Annotated in this window: 13 protein-coding genes; 6 read left to right on the forward strand and 7 right to left on the reverse strand. The window is 69.0% G+C overall.

Translation table 11 applies throughout. The annotated features are described in order from the left end of the window. Window positions 1-62: 62 nt before the first annotated feature. Complete coding sequence (locus ACYQ78_RS34770) at window positions 63-680, forward strand: DUF4386 family protein (RefSeq protein ID WP_459805211.1); 618 nt, start codon at window positions 63-65, stop codon at window positions 678-680. Here ACYQ78_RS34770 and ACYQ78_RS34775 read toward each other — a convergent pair. Next, the gene (locus tag ACYQ78_RS34775) at window positions 646-1,293 is read right to left on the reverse strand and encodes a hypothetical protein (protein ID WP_459805212.1); all 648 of its coding nucleotides are present in this window, start codon (window positions 1,291-1,293) and stop codon (window positions 646-648) included. The two genes, ACYQ78_RS34770 and ACYQ78_RS34775, sit on opposite strands and share 35 nt — an antisense overlap. Window positions 1,294-1,422: 129 nt before the next feature. On the opposite strand from ACYQ78_RS34775, the gene ACYQ78_RS34780 reads away from it, so the two are divergent. The 4 genes from ACYQ78_RS34780 (at window position 1,423) to ACYQ78_RS34795 (ending at window position 5,707) form a co-directional block, all read left to right on the forward strand. After that, window positions 1,423-2,580: a HupE/UreJ family protein gene (locus ACYQ78_RS34780; RefSeq protein ID WP_459805213.1), complete on the forward strand. Its 1,158-nt coding sequence runs from the start codon at window positions 1,423-1,425 to the stop codon at window positions 2,578-2,580. A gap of 89 nt (window positions 2,581-2,669) precedes the next feature. Further along, entirely contained in the window at window positions 2,670-3,593 is a 924-nt protein-coding gene (locus tag ACYQ78_RS34785) for a purple acid phosphatase family protein (protein WP_459805214.1), read from the forward strand. Between the two features lie 36 nt (window positions 3,594-3,629). Then, on the forward strand, window positions 3,630-4,610 hold the full coding sequence (locus ACYQ78_RS34790; RefSeq protein ID WP_459805215.1) for a hypothetical protein: 981 nt from the start codon (window positions 3,630-3,632) through the stop codon (window positions 4,608-4,610). Between the two features lie 62 nt (window positions 4,611-4,672). Next, window positions 4,673-5,707, forward strand: coding sequence for a COG1470 family protein (locus ACYQ78_RS34795; protein WP_459805216.1), 1,035 nt, complete (start codon window positions 4,673-4,675; stop codon window positions 5,705-5,707). Here ACYQ78_RS34795 and ACYQ78_RS34800 read toward each other — a convergent pair. Continuing rightward, entirely contained in the window at window positions 5,695-8,799 is a 3,105-nt protein-coding gene (locus ACYQ78_RS34800; RefSeq protein ID WP_459805217.1) for a CHAT domain-containing protein, read from the reverse strand. The genes ACYQ78_RS34795 and ACYQ78_RS34800 overlap by 13 nt on opposite strands. Window positions 8,800-9,194: 395 nt before the next feature. Here ACYQ78_RS34800 and ACYQ78_RS34805 point away from each other — a divergent pair, with 395 nt between their 5' ends. Beyond that, on the forward strand, window positions 9,195-10,100 hold the full coding sequence (locus ACYQ78_RS34805; RefSeq protein ID WP_459805218.1) for a hypothetical protein: 906 nt from the start codon (window positions 9,195-9,197) through the stop codon (window positions 10,098-10,100). Between the two features lie 4 nt (window positions 10,101-10,104). On the opposite strand, the gene ACYQ78_RS34810 is transcribed toward ACYQ78_RS34805, so the two are convergent. The 5 genes from ACYQ78_RS34810 to ACYQ78_RS34830 form a co-directional block, all read right to left on the reverse strand. Continuing rightward, on the reverse strand, window positions 10,105-10,701 hold the full coding sequence (locus tag ACYQ78_RS34810) for a S1 RNA-binding domain-containing protein (RefSeq protein ID WP_459805219.1): 597 nt from the start codon (window positions 10,699-10,701) through the stop codon (window positions 10,105-10,107). Between the two features lie 108 nt (window positions 10,702-10,809). Beyond that, window positions 10,810-11,367 (reverse strand): hypothetical protein, encoded by a 558-nt coding sequence (locus ACYQ78_RS34815; RefSeq protein ID WP_459805220.1) that lies wholly within the window; start codon window positions 11,365-11,367, stop codon window positions 10,810-10,812. 92 nt (window positions 11,368-11,459) lie between these two features. Then, a complete protein-coding gene (locus tag ACYQ78_RS34820) occupies window positions 11,460-17,132 on the reverse strand; it encodes a ThuA domain-containing protein (protein WP_459805221.1) in 5,673 nt (1,890 codons plus the stop codon). 244 nt (window positions 17,133-17,376) lie between these two features. Further along, window positions 17,377-18,642, reverse strand: a complete 1,266-nt coding sequence (locus tag ACYQ78_RS34825) for an ROK family protein (protein WP_459805222.1) — start codon at window positions 18,640-18,642, stop codon at window positions 17,377-17,379. A gap of 198 nt (window positions 18,643-18,840) precedes the next feature. Beyond that, complete coding sequence (locus ACYQ78_RS34830) at window positions 18,841-19,665, reverse strand: helix-turn-helix transcriptional regulator (RefSeq protein WP_459805223.1); 825 nt, start codon at window positions 19,663-19,665, stop codon at window positions 18,841-18,843. Window positions 19,666-19,669: the final 4 nt, after the last annotated feature.

Consider the following 19,669-nt stretch of genomic DNA (forward strand, 5'->3'; position numbering starts at 1 on the left):
CCAAAAAACTCTGAACGATGTTTACTTTAAACATCGTTCAGAGTTCTCCCGAGGAGTCCCCCATGAGATCGATCCTGATAGCGGGCGTCGTCGCCGCCAACCTGGCCTTCGTCGGCCTCGGCAGCGTGTTCGGCTACCCCGACGTGCTGGCCGAGCCGCCCGCCGAGATCCTCGCCCGCTTCACCGCCGACCAGACGGCGATCACCGCCCTGTTCCTGCTGCTCGCCTTCGGCGCCGGCACGATGGTCCCGGTGGCGGTCCTGCTCGGCCGCCGCCTCCCCGACGATCCGGCCGCCGCGCTGTCGGTGCAGGTCGGTGTACTGGCCGGGCTCGTGCAGGTCATCGGCCTGCTGCGCTGGCCGTTCGCGGTGCCCGCGCTCGTTCACGCCGACCCGGCCGTCTTCGAGGTGTTCCACACCTATCTCGGTACGGGACTGGGCGAGACCCTCGGCTACCTGCTCACCGGGGCATGGACCCTGCTCGTGCTGGTGGCCCTGAAGGGGCCGCGCTGGTTCACCGCGCTCGGGGCCGTGTCGGCGGTGGCGATCCTGTCGGGGCTGCTCATCCCGCTCGACGTGCCGGGCACCGACCTGGCCAACTTCGCCGGCTACCTGGGCTGGAGCGTCTGGATGGTCTGCCTGGCGTTCACAGCCACACGACGATCCCCGTCAGTCCGTTGAGCACGGCCGCCACGCCCGCCCTGATCGCCGCCGCGCACCGTTCCGGGGTGAACGACGCCGGGTCGTACGTCGACGACGTCCCCAGCCCCTCCCCCCGGAACGACGCCCCCGTCCAGTCGACCGACGTCACGTTGTGGGTGGGTTCGGCCAGCTCGGCGCCGACGACGAGGAACCGCTGCGACAGGTGGCTCGCGGTGACCAGCGCGAGCGGGTCGACCAGGTCGTTGCCCGCGCTGACGATGAGGTCGGGCTTCAGGTCCAGGGCCCGGGTGATGCCGGGGACGAGGTCGTGGGGGTCGGTGATGGCGACGGTGCGCAGGTCGGCGTCGACCTCCTCAGCCCAGGTCTCCACCGCTGTGACCAGCGTCTTCGTGGGGGTGTCGGTGCCGTGGGTGACCAGGACGACGCGGTAGTCCGCCGACGGGCGGACGTTCGTCCAGGAGCCCGGGTCGGGGGTGATGGTCGCCTCCGGGTGGGGCGACGCCGAGAGGAACCCCGGGCCCAGCGCGCCGACCGCGCTGGGCTCGGGGTGGGGCTGCGACCAGTCGGCGCCGCAACCGGCCAGGAGCAGGACGACCGCCAGGGCGGCGGTGCGGAGCAGGGTGATCGACACCCGTACATCCTGCTATCCCGTTTTTACCGATTTGTAGTTGTCAGTGCTGTTCTGCGGTTATTTAGCGATTCGTTCCACTTTTGTTCACGCGTGGCGAGGAACGTGCACTCCTGCAACGTAAGGAGACTCATGTTCCAGTACGCCCGCCGGATCGCCCTCGGGCTCGTCGCGGCGGCCATCACCCTGCTGAGCTGCGCCGTCCCGGCCGCCGCCCACGGGTTCACCTCCACGGTCTACGTCGACGTCACCTCCGGTGGAGCGGGTCACGTCCTGACGAGGCTGGAGCTCGAATACGACCTGTACGTCGTCTCCACCGCCGACACGGAGAAGAACGACCCCCTGTTCAAGGACGGCACCGCCGCCTTCGACGCCCGGGACACCGAGGCCCAGGCCGCCGCGCTCAACGCTTACGCCGACTCGGCCGTCGCCTACGTGACCAGGCGCTTCGCGGTCACCGCCGAAGGCGCACCGTGCTCGCCGGTGAAGTCGGGAGACTTCACGATCGGGATCCGTGAGGACGTGCCGTACGCGGCCCTGCTCCTCGACTGGACCTGCCCCGAGGCGGGCGAGCACGAGGTGCGCAGCGCGCTGTTCCCCGACGCCGAGACCTTCGTCAAGGACACCAAGACGATCGTCACCTACGACCTCGGCGGGATCTCCGGCAGCGCCGCCCTCGACGCCGCCAACCCGGAGTTCTCCACCGCGCTGCCCTGGTACGAGCGCGCGTGGGAGTTCTTCCTGCTCGGCGCCGAGCATCTGCTGTTCGGCCTCGACCACGTGCTGTTCCTGCTGGCGCTGATCGCCGGGTCGCGGCGGCTGCGCGAGGTCGTGCTGGTCGCGACGAGCTTCACGCTGGCCCACTCGGTGACGTTCCTGCTGGCCGCGCTCGGGCTCGTGAGCGTGCCCGCGAGCGTCGTGGAGCCGGTCATCGCGCTGTCGATCGCCGTCGTGGCGGTCTGGCACCTGCTCAGTGAGCGCGTGGATCGTTCCGGAGTGGCCCGGCTCGGGGTGGTGTTCCTGTTCGGGCTCGTGCACGGGCTCGGGTTCGCCGGCGCGCTCGGCATCCAGGAGGCGTGGTCGTGGACGCTCCTCTGGTCGCTCCTGGTGTTCAACGTCGGCATCGAGGCAGTTCAGCTGGGTCTCATCGCGCTGATCTTCCCGCTGCTGAGCCTGCTGCGGCGGCGTTCGCCGGTCGCCGGGCGATGGGCCACCGGGCTCGTCGCGGCCGGTGTGGCGGTCATGGGGCTGATCTGGTTCGTCGAGCGGACCTTCTGGAACAGTCCATAACCACGCAAACAGGCCGTAAGGGTTGGTTAACCCCACACCGCCACCATTCTTGCCGCTTGTGCAATATTTTGCGACATAAGGAACAAGCAATGACATTAGTAACACGCGTGGCCACCGGCGCCACCGCGGCACTCCTGGGCCTCGCTGTGGCCCTGGGCGGCGCCACGGTGCCCGCGGCCGCGGCGGACGCCGCCACGCTCACCGGCATCGTGCTGGGCGTCGGCGCCGACCAGGCCCAGCGGACCGTGACCTGGTACTCCTCGGCCGACATTGCACAGAAGGTGCAGGTCGTGCCGACCGAGCAGGTCGTCAACGGCGAGTTCCCGGCCAACGCCCCCACCTTCGACGCCGTCGGCGGGGCCAACGTTTCGGGTGGCAAGTTCAACCGGCACGCCACCATCACCAACCTCCAGGAGTCGACCGCCTACTCGTACCGGGTCGGCACCGACGGCAACTGGTCGACCGCCTACGCCTTCAAGACGCAGAAGTTCGAGGGCGAGTACGACTTCCTCTTCTTCGGTGACCCCCAGATCGGCTCCTCCGGCGACGTGCCGAAGGACCAGGCCGGCTGGGTCGACACCGTGAACGTCGCGACGGCCGCCAACCCCGACGCCGAGCTCCTCGTCTCGGGCGGCGACCAGGTCGAGACCGCCGGCACCGAGACGCAGTGGGACGCCTTCCTCGCGCCCGACGGCCTGCGTCAGTACCCGTGGGTGGCCACCATCGGCAACCACGACGTTGGCAGCAAGGCGTACGAGCAGCACTTCACCGTTCCCAACTCGGACCGGTCGGGGCCGCTCTACTCCAACGGCAACCCCGCCTCGAACAACTCGGGCGGCGACTACTGGTTCATCTACAAGGACGTTCTGTTCATCGACCTGAACAGCAACAGCTACGCCACCTCGCAGGGTGGCGGCGGCGACGCGGCCCACGTGAAGTACGTGACCGACGTCGTCAACCAGCACGGCGCCGAGGCGAAGTGGACGGTCCTCGTCTTCCACCACGCCATGTAGTCGCCCGCCGCGCACGCCAAGGATTCGGACGCGAAGGTGCGGCGGGTCGATTTCCCGACCGCATTCTCGAACCTCGGTGTCGACCTGGTGCTGCAGGGTCACGACCACAGCTACTCGCGGTCGTACATGATCAAGAACGGTGCGAAGGCCAACGCCGACGAACAGCCCGGCGCCGCCGAGGTCGAGGCCGGCCCCGGCGGGGTTCTGTACGTCACCTCGAACTCCGCCTCGGGTTCGAAGTACTACGACATCTCCGCCCCCGACGGCACCCCCTCGACCGGCAACGGCAACGGGCCCGACCCGCTGAACCCGTCGAGCTTCTGGTACAACTCGGTGCAGAACCAGGAGCACGTGCGGACCTACGTCAAGGTCGGCGTCCGCGAAGACAAGCTGGTCGTGGAGAACCTCCGCTCCGGCACCTGCGCGGCCCCGAACGCGGCCGTCGAGAAGGGCCTGAGCTGCGACAACGACCCGGCCGCCAAGCCGGTCGGCTCGTCCGTCGACAAGGTCACGATCAAGCCCTACAACGGTGAGGGCCAGGCCCTCGCGGTCACCGTGCCGAACGCCGCCCCGGGCGAGTTCGGCTGGACCATCGACGGCTACAACGGCCTGGTCAACCTCGGCACCGCCGAGGAGAAGAACGGCGACCACTTCGAGGCCGTCGGTTCGATCAACCCGATCGTGGTCTCGGACAACCGCCGTTCGCAGGCCCCCTGGTCGATCTCGGCCAGCGTCAGCGACTTCGCCGACGCCGCGAAGACCTTCTCGGGTTCCTACCTGGGCTGGGCTCCGAAGGTCGTGGAGGCGGGCGCCGGCGCCAAGGCCGGTAACCCGGTCGTGTCCGGTTTCGACGACAACGGCCAGGGCCTCGCGAAGTCGCGCGGCCTCGGTGAGGCCGCGCAGGGTCACCCGAAGGGCGTCGCCAAGCTCGGCGCCGACCTGACCCTGAAGATCCCCGGCAACGTGGAGAACGGTGGCTACCGCGCCACCCTGACCATCACCGCGCTGTCCAGCTAGTCCCTTGGTGCGGGGTGGGTGCCCGTCCGGGTGCCCACCCCGTTTTTTCGAAGGATCCGAGAATGTTCCGTACCGCCCTGGCTCTGCTCTCCGCCTGCGCGATCCTCGCGTTCCCGGCCGCCCCCGCGCTCGCCGACGACGGCGACGTCGCCTGGACGGTCCGGACCGACGCCAACAGCTTCGGCGCCGACCGCTCCAGCTTCACCTACTCGATCAACCCCGGCTCCCGCCTGGACGACGGCCTCGTCGTCGCCAACCGCGGCACCGCCCCCCTCACTCTCGGCGTGTACGCCTCCGACGGCTACACCACCGACACGGGCCAGCTCGACCTGCTGGCCAGGGACAAGAAGTCGGTCGGCATCGGCGCCTGGGTCCAGGCCGGGAAGGACTCCGTTACGATCGCCCCCGGCGCCACCGCGAAGATCCCCTTCGCCGTGAACGTCCCCAGCAACGCCCCTCCCGGCGACTACGTGGGCGGCATCCTGACCTCGCTGACCCAGGCCACCACGGGCCAGGGCATCAACGTCGACCGCCGCCTCGGCATCCGCATCAAGCTCCGCGTCAGCGGCGAACTCAAGCCGAACCTGACCGTCGAGGACCTGCGGATGGACTACGCGGGGACCTTCAACCCCTTCGGCTCGGGCGACGCGACCATCAGCTACACGATCCACAACACGGGCAACGCGGTCCTGTCGGCGAAGCAGTCCATGTCGGTGGCCGGCCCGTTCGGCTGGATGGCGACCGACGCGGGCGACCTCGCCGCGCCGCCGGACCTGCTGCCGGGTGAGAGCTGGGAGGTGTCGGTGCCGGTCCACGGGGTGGCCCCCGCCTTCCGGCTGGCGGCCACGACCGTGCTCATGCCGTTGATGACCGACGCGTCCGGCGCGACGACGTCACTGGAGCCGGTCTCGGTGACAGCCGACGCGTGGGCGCTGCCGTGGACGCAGCTCGTGCTGCTCGTGCTCCTCGTGGCCCTGGTCGTCGGCGTGATCGTCCTGTCGCGGCGCCGCCGGGTGGGCCGGAAGGCGCGCGAGGACGCGCGCGTGCAGGAGGCGGTCGAGCAGGCGCTGCGGGGTCAGGGCTCCTACCGGCCGTGATGGACGAACGCCGCCCAGAGCGCCGGGGTCGCCGGGTTGGCCTGGCGCAGGCGCTCCACGGCGGCGTGCAGTGCGTGGGGAACCCGGTCGAGATCGAGTCCGGTGCCGAGGATCTCGGCGTACACCTGGTCGGCGACCTTGGCGGCGATGCGGTCCTGGACCGTCCACAGGCTGCCGATGACCTGGGGATATCCCGCCACCTGGAACGCCCCGGCCAGGTGGACGGCCTCGTCGGCGAGGCCGAAGCGGATGCTGCCGGTCTCGCACGCCGACAGGTAGGCCAGGCCCGCGCCGGAGAGGTCGAGCCGGGCGATCTCGCCGACCGTCAGCATCGATTCGGCCAGTTCGATGCCGCTGTCCCACGGCGACACCGGGTCGGCCATGGCGTGGCTGGCGACGTGCACCACCGGGCTGGCGGGCATCGCGCCGAGGATCTCGTCGGCGCGCGAGGGTGTGCCGACCGAGATCCCGGCCTTCTCCAGATGGGCCGTCACGGACGCGAGCTCCCGGACCACCGCCGGGAGCGGCGCCCGGCCCTCGGTCCCGGGCACGGCGACGATGAGCGCCCCGCCCGCCCCCGGACGGCGGGTGCGCGCGTGGCCGAGCGCCCGGACCGTCGCCGTGTACGACGAGACCACCCTCTCCTGCACGCTCGGGCCGCCGTCGCGGTGACGACCGGCGGCGTGCAGCGGCAACGACGCCAGCGCGCCGACGGGACACCACCACAGCCGCGCCCCCGGAGCCGGGTCGAGCGCGGCCAGCACGGGTTCGGCGACCGTGTCCCAGAGCCACTCCAGCAGGTCGAGCAGCAGGTCGTTGCCGGGCGTGACCTCCCCGTCGAGCCGCCGCGCCCACATCTCGGCGTGGTCGTGCGCCAGCTTCGGCAGCGGGACGTGCCTGACCTCCCCCGGCGTCAGAATGAGCGCGTCACCGCGCCACGGTGCGGCGCTGACCAGGACGATCGGCCCGTCGGCGGCCTCGGCGAGCAGGCCGTCGATGTCCGGTGGGGCGAGGAACCCGGGGTGCTCGCGGCGGATGTCGGTGACGAGGTCGTCCAGCGCCCGGGAGAGCTTGAGCCGCTCCTCCGACGAGTCGAACGGCGGAAGGTGGCCGGGCCTCTCCTCCGTCTCGGCGGTCAACAGGTCGCGCAGGCGCAGGAACTCCGCCACCGTGCTGTCGCTCAGATCCCGCAGGTCGGCGCGCATGCGCAGGGCCTCGCCGAGCAGCAGCACCCGGGACTGTTCGAGGTAGGTGACCGCGCGCCCCGGCTCCCCCGCGTCGAGCGCCGCCGCCGCGGCCTCGGCGGCGAGCCCGCCGTGCCTCCCGAGCGCGCGGGTCCTGCCCTCCTGGGCCAGCCGCCACGACGCGACGACGGGGAACAGCGCGACGGCCTCGTCCATGGCCTTGAGCGCGTTGACGTGGTCACCGAGCCCGGAGTGGGCGTAGGACAGGGCGCGAGCGGCCTCGATCCGGTGCTGCGGCGCCGATCCCTCGTCGGCGACGCCCTTGCCGAGGACCTCCACCGCCTCCCGGGCGTCGCTCTCGGTCTCCCGGGCGAGCAGCGCGCTCCCGGTCCGGAACGCGATCTCGGCATCGGTCGAAAGCCTGCTGGCCTCGCGCCCGACGTCCACCGCCTCGTCGAGCTCCCGCGCCTGGAGCAGCGCCCAGGACAGGGAGGAGAGCCGGCGCGCGTGGCCCGGGGTGAGCAGCACCATCCGCCGCGCGACCTCGGCGATCTCCCGCCGCACGGCCGGATCGCCGCCGAGGAGGTCGTCGTAGCGGGACAGGCAGTGGCGCAGCGAGTCGAGGTGCAGCACCAGGCTGGGCTCGTCCCCCGGCTGGGCGACCGCGCGCCGGGCGGCGGCGACCGCCTCCTCCAGCGCTTCCCGGGTGTTCCCCTGCCGCAGGACGACGCTGAGCGTGTTGAGCACCCGCCCTCGCAGCGGGCTGTTCTCGGGGATCAGGGTGAGCGCTTCGCGTCCCGTCGCGGCGGCCTCACCGAGGAGGCGGGCTTCGCCGGTGTGGTCGTACAGAGAGAAGAGAGCCTCTGCTCGTCTGGCCAGACAGTCGGCCCGCGCCGGATGGCCGACGGGAAGCGCCTCGAATGCCTTGTCGAGGACGACGACGGACTCCCTGAGCGACTCGGGAGCCCGCATGACACCCAGATGAGCGGCGAGGTTGCTCAGGTGGAGGGCCAGCTCGGGCGCGCCCTCGGGGGTGGCTCCGACGGAGGCCCTGCCGTGTTCGAGGCCTCTTTCCAGCTTGTGTACGTCGTTCTCCGCCTTCCCCAGCTCGAACATCGCCGCGGCGAGAATGTTGAGATAGGAGGCCAGCCGAGGATCCTCGGGCGGAGTCGCAGCCAGGGCCTTCTCGGCGGCGGCCACCGACGCGCGGACGTCGTCGAGGTCACCGGCGACGTGGAAGCGCTCCATGAGCGAGGTGGCCCAGCTGATCAGATAGAGGGGTTCATCGGGTACGGCCTCGATGACCCACGCCAGCAGCGCGCAGTTCTCGGCGAGGATCTCCGGCGCGCCTTCCCGCAGGTAGCGGCTCCGCAGCATGACGGCGTAGTCGTGACGTAATCGGGGCGCGTCGGGATGCCCTTCGGGCAACGCGGCAAGCGACCGCCGGGCCGCGTCGAGCGCCTCCGCGAGCGCGTCTTGATCACCGGTCAGCTCGTGTCGGCTGTGCGCCATGTGGGCGAGATTCGACAGACAGTGCGCCGCCATCTCGCTACCCGGCTCAGCCGCCTCGGCCGCCTCACGGGCACGGGTGATCGCGGCGTAGAAGATGCCGTCATCGAGCGTGGCCTCATAGAGCAGCGCGAACGCGACACTGAGGATCGCCGGGAGAACGGCCGGAGAAGCGTTGGCATCCCACGTGCCCGCTTCGCCTTCACCGGTGATCCGATGCTTCTGGTAGAGCGCCTCGGCGTAGGCCTCCGCGATCGAACCCCGCCAGGGCTCGTCATCACGACTCTGCGCGAACGCCCCGAGAAACGCCCCCAGCGCGTCGTCGAAGCGATGGTCATCCCGCGCAACGGCCCCGACGGCCGCCAACCGCCCGATCTCGATCAACCGCTCTACCGACATCGCTCGAATATACGGGGGGACGACCCCCCGAAACCCCCCGCTGCGAAGGGGCTTTCGCCCCCTCGCGCTCCCCCGGTGCGCTGACGCGCCCCCGGCGTCGCTGTCGCTCCGGGTCGCTTCGCTCCTCGCGAAGGCGCTCCGCCCCTCGCGCTCCCAGGCAGGGCCTCGCTCCGCTCGGGCGGCTCTCGCTCCGCTCGGATCGACTTCAATCCCATGCACAGGACAGGCCGACCCGTCAGTGGAGTGCGGGGAATTCGCCGTCGCTAACCACCACAAAAGAGACGATCTCACGATATGTATGTGCGGTGGTATTGGGGAGACTGATCTGGTGGGCGATGTCCCGCAGTGAGCGCCGGAGTGGTGTCGAGGTAGGGGACGTCTGGTACGACCCGCCCATGGCCGAAGCGCTTGAGAGGGTGTCCGAAGGCAACCTCGACCTCGGCCTGAGGCTCATCAAGCAGGCGCGTGGCCGCAACAACCTGCGGGCCCTGCGGATCTCGCGGCTCGGCGAGGCCGTCGAGAAACACCTCGACGTCCTGGACGGGAAGTTCGGCGACGACCCCGACGCGCTGCTCTGGCTGGGCAGTGCCCGCATCAGCCACGCCTGGGAGATCAGAGGCGGCGGCTACGCGAAGTACGTCACCGAGGGCGCCTGGCGGGGCTTCCACGAAGTCCTCGAAACGGCGGCGGAGCCGCTGCTCGCCGCCGCGGAGATGGCCCCGGCCGACCCGGTGCCGTGGCAGTGCCTCCAGTGGTTCGGGCTCGGCATGAGCCTGCCCCGTCCCGAACTCGACCGGTTCTGGGCGGAGACGGAGGCCAGGGATCCCGGCTTGTGGGCGGGCCGCCACGCCCGTCTCCAGACCCTGTGCGAGAAGTGGCGCGGCTCGAACGAGGAGGCCTACGAGTTCGCCAGGGAGACCGCCCTGACAGCCGAGACGGGTGACCCCGTGGTCGCGATGCTGCCCCTGGCCCACTTCGAGATCGCCGAACGCCGGATGCTGGCCGACGACGGGCAGCACGACCACGAGATGATCGTGAAAAGTTACTTCGGCCGCCCCGAAGTACGCCAGGAGCTGGCCGAGGCCACCGACCGGTGGATGAGCGCACCCCACGACCACCCGATGACCACCGAGGCCCGCCACCTGTTCGGAGCCGCCTTCTACTACGGCGGCGACCACGACCGCGCCCGGCGCATCATGACCGACCTGCCGATGCGCATCCCGGAATGGCTGCCATGGGCCTCGGCCTCGGTCCTGCCCCGCCGCACCTACCTCAAGGTGCGACGCGAACTCTGGACGTAAACGATCAACCCGTTTGTGGTGGTTCCTTCAGCTCTTGCCCGACTCTGCCAACCGTCGTGGGGGTGGCCTCGCGGATGAGAAACAGGCGGCGTCTGTCGGGCTCCATCCGGGCGGCCCAGACCGTGAGCCGGTCGCCGACCTCGTGTGACCTATCAAGCAGCAGACCTTCGACTCCGTCGGCGATCCAGACGAAGACGCCGGAGGGAACCACCTTCGTGACCCTGCCGTCGTATGGCCGGCCGTCGACATGGGCGGCGAGGAATTCCTGCCACGGGTCGGGCTGGAGGTCCTTCAGCGAGATTCTCGCCTCGCCGTTGCCATCGTCCATGCAGATGAAGGAGCAGGTGATCTGTTCTCCGACCTGGACGACGTCGGAGAACGCCTCGACATGCCGCCACGACAGGTTCGGTGCGGAGATGAAGCCGACGCCCGGGAACACGGGGTGGGGCGGGCCATCGTCCAGGGCGACGAAGACGCCGAAGCGTTCGATGGCGGCCACGGTGCCGGTGAGGAGGTCTCCCGGGTTCAGCGACTTGAGAAACGCCCACAGTTCGGGGTACTCCGCCCCCTCCTCCTGGTCGCCGTCTTCTGGTCTGTCCACAGCCGGACCTTATGCCCGCCGCGTGGATCGCCTCAGGGAAGGCGGAGCCGTACAAGAAAAAAGAACAGCCACCCGGAGCAGGCCGGGTGGCTGTTCGCATATATGAACTCAGACGCCCGTCGAGCGTCTGCTGCGGACCAGCACGAAGAACAGGACGGCCGCGGCGAGTACGGCCACGCCGATGACGAGGATCTGGGTCAGGGGGAGGCCCGAGGAGGCGGACGCCTCCGAGGCCGCCGCTCGTTCCGCCATCTTGGCCGTCGTCAGGGGTTCGGTCGTGGGGACGTTGGCGACCTCGCCGGACGTCACCTTGGTCGAGGCCTGGGCCTTGCTCGGCTTGGTCGCCTTGACGGTGACCTTCCACTCGCCGTCCGGCAGGGGCTCGGCGGGGTTGTAGAGGTTCTGGCCCTCGGGGGCCGACATGAGGGCCACCGGGCCGAAGGTGCGTCCGTCGGGGCTCTCCGCGAACAGGGTCGCGTCGAGGATGTCGGTGACCGGGGTGCCGTCCTTCTTCCACGTCACCAGGACGTTCACGCCGCGACCGCCGTCGCCGGCGACTTCGAGCTTGATCGGGCCGTCAGCGGCGGCCGTGGCCTGCTGCGCGCCGAGCAGCAGGCCGAGACCTGCCAGCACGACGGCCAGGGCGTACCTCAGTGCCTTGTTCATTCGTGGGGGTCCCCTTCTACAAAAAACGGGGTGCCCCGCGCGCACTCGGCGCGCGGGGCACCCCTCTATCCAGGTTGTACTGCGGCTACCGGTTAGACCGGGGTGCCGCCGTTCTCAACGATCAGCGCGTTGGCGTCACGGATGAGCGTGGCCTTCACGACGACGTTGGTGACGTTCTTCGGGTCGTTGACCGCCTCGATGAAGCGCGTGAGCTTCTTGACGATCTTCTTCTGGTCGCGCTCGCGCTCCTTGTTCTCCGACACCATGACCTTGTTGATGTCGTCCTGCAGCTTCGCGGCGGCGGTGGCGGAAAGCGTGCCGGCAGCCTTGAAGCGGGAGATGAGGGCCGAGATCTCGTCGGTCGAGGTGACCGTCTTGAACTTGACCGAGGAGGTGAACGTGCCACCCGAGTTGGTGGTGACGGTCACGGTGAGCGTGTGCTCACCGAGGGCCAGACGGTAGAGCTGCTGGACCGAACCGGACGTGAACGGCTGGCCGTCCAGCGTGCCGGCGACCGTCTTGATGCCGGTGCCCGCGACTTCCCAGGCGATGGTGACGTCGGTGCTGTCACCGTACGAGGCACCTTCGGAGACACCGGAGATGAGGATGGTCGGCTCGGTGGCCACGTCCTCGATCTTGATGGTGGCGGCCTTGGTGGTCTCGACGTTGCCGGCCTTGTCGGTGGCGCGGTACTGCAGGGTGTGGTCGCCGACACCGGTGACGTTGACCGTCGTGGTGTAGGCGGTCCACGCGCCGCCGTCCAGGGAGTACTCGATCTTGTCGACGCCCGAGGTGGCGTCGGTCGCGGCGAGGGTCACCGGAACCGTGCCCTGACCCACCGGGAGGAAGTCCGCGGTGGTGACGGGAGCGGTCACGTCGATCTTCAGTGCGAGCGACTTGGCCGTCTCGGTGTTGTTGGCCTTGTCCACCGACCGGTAGCTCACGGTGTGGTTGCCGTCACCGGCGACCGCGAACGAGGTGGTGTACGTGGTCCAGGCGCCGCCGTCGACCTGGTACTCGGTCTTGGAGATCCCGCTGCCGCCGGCGTTGTCGGTGGCGGCGAGGTTCACCAGGACGGCCTGGGTGAAGAAGCCACTGGCGCCCGGAGCCGCCGGCGTGGTGCTGGCGGTGGTGACGGGAGCGGTGGTGTCGACGGCCGAGGCCTTGGTGAGCTTGAAGTAGTCGAACTTGGCCCGGACCGTGGGACCGTTCACGCCGAAGGCGTAGACACCGACCTTCGGCGCGCCGACAGCGGTGTTGCTGACGGTCTGCGAAAGGTCGACCCAGGTGGTGCCGTCGGTCGAGTACGAACCGGCGAAGACGGTGCCGGTCTTCTTCAGGCGCAGCCAGACGACCGCGGCGTTCGGGTTGGCGTTGGGCTGCGGGTTGGTGACCGTGCCGCCGACCTCGCTGCGCAGTTCGATGCCACGGGCCACGGTCGAACCGGCCGTGTTGGTCGTGAGCGTGTCGAACTTCACGTAGTTCTGGTCGTCGGTGTAAACGAGCAGACCACCCTGGTGGTACTGCTGGTTGAACGTGGTCGCGTCGACCTTCGTCTCCAGCGTCCAGTCGCCTTCCGGCGCCGTCTGCAGGATGAAGTTCTTCGGGTTGCTGTTGTCGCCGCCGTAGATGTCACCGTTGCTGGTGTCGATCTCCAGGTTGCCACCGGTGACACGCGCGAGCGTGTTGTCCGGGCGAACGATGGCGTTCCAGCGGCACGGGTCGATCGTGGTGCCGTTGAAGTCGTCGTTCGGGTCGGCGCCGCCCGCGGAGGCGGTGTCGTCCGGCGTGATGTGGAACCAGTCGAACTTGGCGTCCACGATCGAGCGCTGGCCGGTGCTCGCGAACGAGATGAGGCCGATGCGCGGGTTCGTGATGCCGGCCAGCTGCTTGGTCTCGGGCATCGCCGTGTAGGTGGTGCCGTCGGCCGAGTAGGAGGCCGTCAGGTTGCTGCCGTTGCTGGTGAACCGGACGTAGTAGGTGTCGGGGAAGGCGTCGCCGAGGTTGCCGGTGTTGCTGGCTGCCACCTCGTTGGGAACGCCGGCCTCTTCACGGATGAACTGGAAGATGCGCTGCGCGTGGTCCGGCGTCGCGGTGGCGGCGCGGCCCTGGATGACCATCTTGGCGTAGTTGTCGTCGTCGCCGTACACGACGAGACCCGCCTGCTGGTACTGCTGGTCGGCACGCATGGTGACCTTGGCCGTCGCGGACCAGGCACCCTGCGGGAGGGGCTGGAGCACGATGTTCGTGGTCGGCGTGGTGTTGCCGGTGTTGTAGATCTCGGTCGCGGAGGTCGGGATGACCAGCGCGCCGTCGGCCACCCGCAGGTCCTGGTTCTCACGGAGAACCGACCAGCGGTTGCGGTCGAGGGTGGTGCCCAGGAAGTCGTCCGAACGGCCCGAGAAGCAGGTCGTGGTCGCCTGGTTCACCTGGACGTTGACGGTCGCCGAAGAAGAGGCGCCCTTGGCGTCGGTCACCGTCACCGTGGCCACGTAGGTGCCCGGAGCGGTGTAGGTGTAGCTCGCGTTCTGGGTGGTGGGCTGCGCAGCGCCGGTGACGCCGAAGTTCCACTTGTACGTGAGCGGGGTGTTGCCGTCGGGGTCACTGGCGGTGGAGGTGAAGGCCACCTGCAGCGGCGCGGTGCCCGTCAGCGGGGTGCCGCTGGCGGTGATCGTCGGACGCTGGTTGTCGGTGACGCCCTTGCCGACGAAGTCGACCCAGTTGAAGTTCGCCAGGTAGTCGGCAGCGGTGGCGCTGGCCGGCTTGCGGACGATGAAGTACAGCGGGCCGGAGGTGGTCGGCACGTTCGTCAGCGGAACGTTGACGTTCACGAACGTCTGCCATCCACCCGTCGGGGTGACGTTGACCGAACCGACCAGCGTGCCCGTGTCGGGGTTGCCGGTCTTGATCTGGACGGTGCCACCGGCGCCGGCCGAGGAGACGCGCAGGTTGACCGAGTCGATGCCCGTGAGGTTCACCGGCTCGTAGGCCCAGTAGTCGCCGTCCTTGGTGAAGCCGATGTTCTGGTTGCCGCCCTGCGGGTCGGTCGTGGTCTCGATCTGGACGCCGGGAGCGTCGTCACCGACACCGCCCGCGACCCGACCGGTGGTGGTGAAGTGCTCGGCCTGCTTGCGCTTCGGCTGCAGGATGATCTGCACCCGGCCGGTCAGCGAACCGGCGCCACCCTGGCCACCCTTGTCGGCGTAGGTCGCCTCGAGGATGTAGTACAGGTTGTCGTTGATGCCGTGGCCGCTGTCCGACAGCGTCTGGATGGTGCCCGAGCAACCGGCCTTCTGGTCGAGCGGGTGACCGTGGCTGTCGTGGCCGAGGTAGGCCTGCAGCTGCACCTTGGTGCAGTCGATGGTGCCGTCTTCGGCGTCCGACACGGAGATGTCGTACTTGACGACGTCACCGAAGTCGAAGAAACCACCCTGCGGGGGCAGCGAGACGTTCACGACCGGACGGGTGTTGCCCGCCACGATCGGCACGTTCGCGTGGGAGACCAGGCCGTCGGTGTTCGTGACGGTCAGGACCGCGCTGTAGTTGCCCGGCTGGGTGTAGGTGTACGACGGGTTGGCGGCGGTCGAGTCGGCCGTGCCGTCGTCGTTGAAGTCCCACGACAGGGTGACGGGCTGGCCGTCGGGGTCGCGCGAACCCTCGCTGGAGAAGTTGACGGTCAGCGGAGCCGGGCCGTCGGTCTTGTCAGCGGTGATCTTGGCGATCGGCGGGCGGACGCCCTTGACGTACTCGATGCGGTAGATGCCCGAGTCGGCGTTGTCGCCACCGAAGCCCGAGCCCCACTCGACCAGGTACAGCGCACCGTCGTAACCGAACTTGATGTCCATCGGGCGGATGAAGCCCATGTCACGCAGGATGCGGTTGATCTTGATCTGCTGGGTGCCGGCCTCGTTCAGCTGGAACGAGAACAGCGTGTTGTTGTTCCACTCACCGAAGATGGCCTTGCCATCCCAGTAGGCCGGCCACTTGACGACCGAGGTCGAGGCCTCGTCGTAGCGGTAGACCGGACCGGCCATCGGCGCGCCGCCGGACAGCTCGGGGAAGTTGTTCTGGTCGACGGCGCCGGTGTACCAGATGCTCGCGGCCTTGGCGGCCGGGGGGTTGAGCAGACCGGTGTTGTTCGGCGAGTCGTTGACCGGGTTGGTGCAGCTGTAAGCGGCACCGGACGCCTTGGTCGCGAAGTTGTAGTCGATGTAGGGCGTGTTGTTGCCCACACACTGCGGCCAGCCGTAGTTACCGGGGGTCGACAGCGCGTTCCACTCGACCGTGCCGCGCGGACCGCGGGTGGCACTCGCGGCGCCGGCGTCGGGTCCGTAGTCGGCGACCATGACGTTGCCGGTCTTCGGGTCGATGCCGATGCGGAACGGGTTACGGAAACCCATGCCGTAGATCTCGGGCTTGGTCTTCGCGGTGCCCGGGGGGAACAGGTTGCCCGCCGGGATGGTGTACGTACCGTCGGCCTGCGGGGTGATGCGGAGCACCTTGCCGCTCAGGTCGTTGGTGTTGCCCGAGGAGCGCTGCGCGTCCCAGGAGGAGCGGCCGGCCTGCTCGTCGGTCGGCGTGTAGCCGTCCGAGGCGAACGGGTTGGTGTTGTCACCGGTGCCCAGCCACAGGTCGCCCGTCTTGTGGTCCATCAGCATGCCGCCACCGTGGTGGCAGCACTCGGCCCGCTGGACGGGGACGTCGAGGATGATCTTCTCCGTGTTGAGGGCGATGGTGTCGCCCGTGACGGTGAAGCGGCTCAGCCGGTCCACGTTCCCGCCGGCGGCCGGCGAGTAGTAGAGGTAGATCCAGCCGTTGGTGTCGAAGTCCTTGTCCAGCACCATGCCGAGAAGACCCGACTCGTTGGCGGTGAACACGTTCATCTTGACCGCGGTGACGGTGCCACCGGACGGCTTGATGATCTTGACGTCACCGAGACGGTCGATGTAGAAGACCCGCCCGTCCTTGGCGATGTCGGTCATCATCGGGTTGCTGGTGTTGGTGTCGAGGGCGACCTTCTCGTAGCTCGCGGTCAGCGAGGCGGAGCAGTCGGCCTTCTCGACGCCGGCGGCGGTACGGATACCACCCAGCAGCATCTTGGTGAAGTTGGCCTCGGTGTAGCTCTCCTTGGTGTGACCAAGGGCGGTGTACCAGGAACGGCCGCCTTCGTAGTCCTGACACCAGGAGATCGGGTGGTCGATGCCCTGGGTCGAACCGGTGTACGACTTCTGGTTCATCGACTGCAGCACGTGGACCGTGTTGCGCGGGTTCGTCTGGAAGTCGTACCACTCGTCGACGCGGGTCCACGAGGTGGACAGGTGCTTGGTCGACGGGTGGGCGAGGTCCTCGGTGACGACGGTCGCCTGCTGGGTCGCGGGGTGCGACTTGAAGTAGGCGCCGACCAGCTTGCCGTAGAAGTCCCAGCTGTAACCACCGTCGGAGGCGGCGTGGATACCCACGTAGCCACCGCCGGCCTTGATGTAGCGCTCGAAGGCGGCCTTCTGGTCCGCCGTGCTCACCGGGTCGCCGGTGGTCGAGTTGAAGATAACGGCCTTGTACTGCGCCAGGTTGGCGTCAGTGAACAGGGCGCTGTCCTCGGTCACGTCGACCGCGAAGTTGTTCTCGGTGCCAAGCTTCTGGATGGCAGCGATGCCGTCGGGGATCGCGTCGTGCCGGAAACCCGTCGTCTTGGAGAAGACGAGGACCTTGAACTCCGGGTCCGCAGCCGCGTTGGCGGGAGCGGCGGAGAAGGCCAGGACGGGCATGGGCAGCATGAGGACTGCCGACGCGACCGCCACGGTCCGGCGCAGAGAGATTTTTCTCTTGAAAGGCAGGATCTCGGAGAGCCTGGCCCACGTTCGAGAACGTGGTGACATGGGGAATCCCTTTCCTGACTGGGGATGTCAGGCAAAGCGCGCGCCGCCGCGCTGGTGCCACTTGTTACATGGGGTGTATCGGTACTGCAACAGCTGGAGGGTGCCACCTCCAGGCTTTTGGGGGCCGGCGCCGTCAGTGAGGCGCCAGCCGGGGGATCGGATCAGAGATCATGGTCGGATGGTCGATGAGCCGATTGACGACCGTGCTCGCGGCGCCGCGAGAGGCGGCGCCGAAGCCCAGGTCGGAGGCGACGAACCGGCAGTGACTGGCTGATCGCGCCACGACCAGCCGTTCCAGTTCGGCCTGTGCGTGCGGAAGCAGCCAGGGGGCGAGCGTGGCGAAGTAACCGCCGACGACGATGACCCGCGGGTTGAACAGGTTGGCCAGGATCGAGCCGCCGAGCCCGAGCCATTTGCCCACCTGTGCCACGGCCTCCGCCATGCGGAGGTCGCCCGCGGCCAGTCCTCTGGCGATCTCGTTCGCCCGCTCCTCCGGGTCGGAGGCCGGGAGCGAGGTCTCCGGGAGTGCCGCCCTCATCAGCGCGGCGAGTCCCACCTTGGTCTCCAGGCAGCCGTGCCTCCCGCAACCGCAGCGGGTGCCACCGGGATCGACAGGCAGGTGGCCGACCTCGCCGGAGAAACCGTCCGCACCGCGGAGCAGCTTCCCGTCGAGGACGATGCCGCCACCCACGCCGACCTCGCCCGTCAGGTAGACGAGATGGGACGTACCTGCGGCGACACCGGAGGTGTGTTCGGCCAGCGCCGCGAGATTCGCGTCGTTGTCGACCGTGACGGGAACCCGCCACGGCCCGAGAGCCGCCGAGAGTCGCGCGGCCAGGGGAAGGTCGTGCCAGCCCAGGTTCGGGGCGAGAGTGACGATGCCGTTCGTCACGTCGACCAGACCGGGGACCGCAACGCCTAACCCGGCGGGCGCGGCCTCGGCCGTCTTCATCGCCTCGACGGCCTCCAGAGCGACTCGGCCGAGCTGGCGAAGGGAGAGTTCGGGGCCACCGGCGATGGCGTCGAAGGCGATACGCCGTTCGACGAGCACCCGGCCGCTGAGGTCGGATCCATGAACGGAGATGTAGTCGACATTGATCTCCAAACCCAGCGCGCCGACGTGGGCGCCGTGCAGTGTCACAGGCCGCCGGGGGCGGCCGATCGCACCGGCGTGCTCGGTTCCGGTCTCCCGGACCAGCCGCCGGTCGAGCAGTTCCGCCACCAGGTTGGAGACCGTGGCCCGATGAAGGCCGGTCGCCTCGGCGATGTCCGCCCGGGACTGCGACGGGTGATCACGGAGGTGGCGCAACACTAACGAGAGGTTCGTCTGCCGGAGCATCGGTGAGCTCGTCGGCAGGGCGGTGCCGGCCGCGTGGGTGGTGCGGTGGTCGTGCGTCACGCGGGGTCACCGCCTTTGATTTGTCTCTGCGATTAATTAATGAGGTTTGTAACACGCACGTGTCTGGAGCGCACCGTGTGAGCGGATAACGAGTTGACATCGACGTATAAGTGCAGGTTAAAGGCTTGTGCGGCGCGTAACTGGACCGTTACAAAGCGGCGCGCCGGACCGGGCACGAGCCGTCAACCTTTAATTTGGCTACCCGTGCAAACCAATCGCCCTGAGCTTCGAGGCGGTCTCTGAGCCTGCTGGGGCCGTGTAGACGAGCAGCGACTGGCTCTGGTCGGGGTCCACCAGCGTCTGGCAGTGGAGCTCCAGCAGCCCGGCCTCGGGATGCCGCAGCCGCTTCCGCGCGCACGACGGCCCGGCGACGGGATGCTCCCGCCAGAGCGCGGCGAACTCGGGGCTGCGCGCCGTCAGCTCCCGCACGATCTCCCCGGCCCGGGAGCGGTCGCCGTCGCGGGTGTAGACCCGGTGCAGGTCGGCGGCCAGTTCCCGGCCCACCGTGGCGTGGTCTTCCTCAGGGTGCCTTCCGCGTACGGCCGGGTCGGCGAACCAGCGGTAGTGCAGGCTGGCCGAGAGCCCGTCGTGGGCCAGCCCGTCGCCGAGCAGCTCACGCGCCAGCGGCGTCTGCCGCAGGGTCTCCCCCAGATCGCTCACCACGAGGGCGGCGGCGTCACCGGGCAGGTTCTCGAAAATCCGCTCCATGCCCGGGTTGACCTGCTTCGACGGCGTGATCCGCGAGGGGACGGCATACCCGCCGAGCCTGAGCAGGTGGTCGCGCTCCTCGGTGGTGAGCCGCAGCGCGCGGGCGATCGCGGTGAGCATCTGCTCCGACGGCTCCGGCCCGCGTCGCTGCTCGATCCGGCTGTAGTAGTCGGTCGACATGGCCGACAGCGCCGCGACCTCCTCCCGGCGCAGCCCACCGGTGCGGCGCCGCGAACCCCGCGGCAACCCGACGTCCTCGGGCTGCACGGCCGCACGCCGCGACCGCAGGAACTCAGCGAGCCGACCCCGTTGCATGTCC

Source organism: Herbidospora sp. RD11066 (assembly GCF_054661255.1).

Excerpts from the sequence above, each read along its gene's own strand:
- ACYQ78_RS34770 (WP_459805211.1), top strand. The coding sequence starts at position 63 with ATGAGATCGATCCTGATAGCGGGCGTCGTCGCCGCCAACCTGGCCTTC.
- ACYQ78_RS34780 (WP_459805213.1), top strand. The coding sequence starts at position 1,423 with ATGTTCCAGTACGCCCGCCGGATCGCCCTCGGGCTCGTCGCGGCGGCC.
- ACYQ78_RS34785 (WP_459805214.1), top strand. The coding sequence starts at position 2,670 with ATGACATTAGTAACACGCGTGGCCACCGGCGCCACCGCGGCACTCCTG.
- ACYQ78_RS34795 (WP_459805216.1), top strand. The coding sequence starts at position 4,673 with ATGTTCCGTACCGCCCTGGCTCTGCTCTCCGCCTGCGCGATCCTCGCG.
- ACYQ78_RS34800 (WP_459805217.1), bottom strand. The coding sequence starts at position 8,799 with ATGTCGGTAGAGCGGTTGATCGAGATCGGGCGGTTGGCGGCCGTCGGG.
- ACYQ78_RS34805 (WP_459805218.1), top strand. The coding sequence starts at position 9,195 with ATGGCCGAAGCGCTTGAGAGGGTGTCCGAAGGCAACCTCGACCTCGGC.
- ACYQ78_RS34815 (WP_459805220.1), bottom strand. The coding sequence starts at position 11,367 with ATGAACAAGGCACTGAGGTACGCCCTGGCCGTCGTGCTGGCAGGTCTC.
- ACYQ78_RS34820 (WP_459805221.1), bottom strand. The coding sequence starts at position 17,132 with ATGCCCGTCCTGGCCTTCTCCGCCGCTCCCGCCAACGCGGCTGCGGAC.
- ACYQ78_RS34830 (WP_459805223.1), bottom strand. The coding sequence starts at position 19,665 with ATGCAACGGGGTCGGCTCGCTGAGTTCCTGCGGTCGCGGCGTGCGGCC.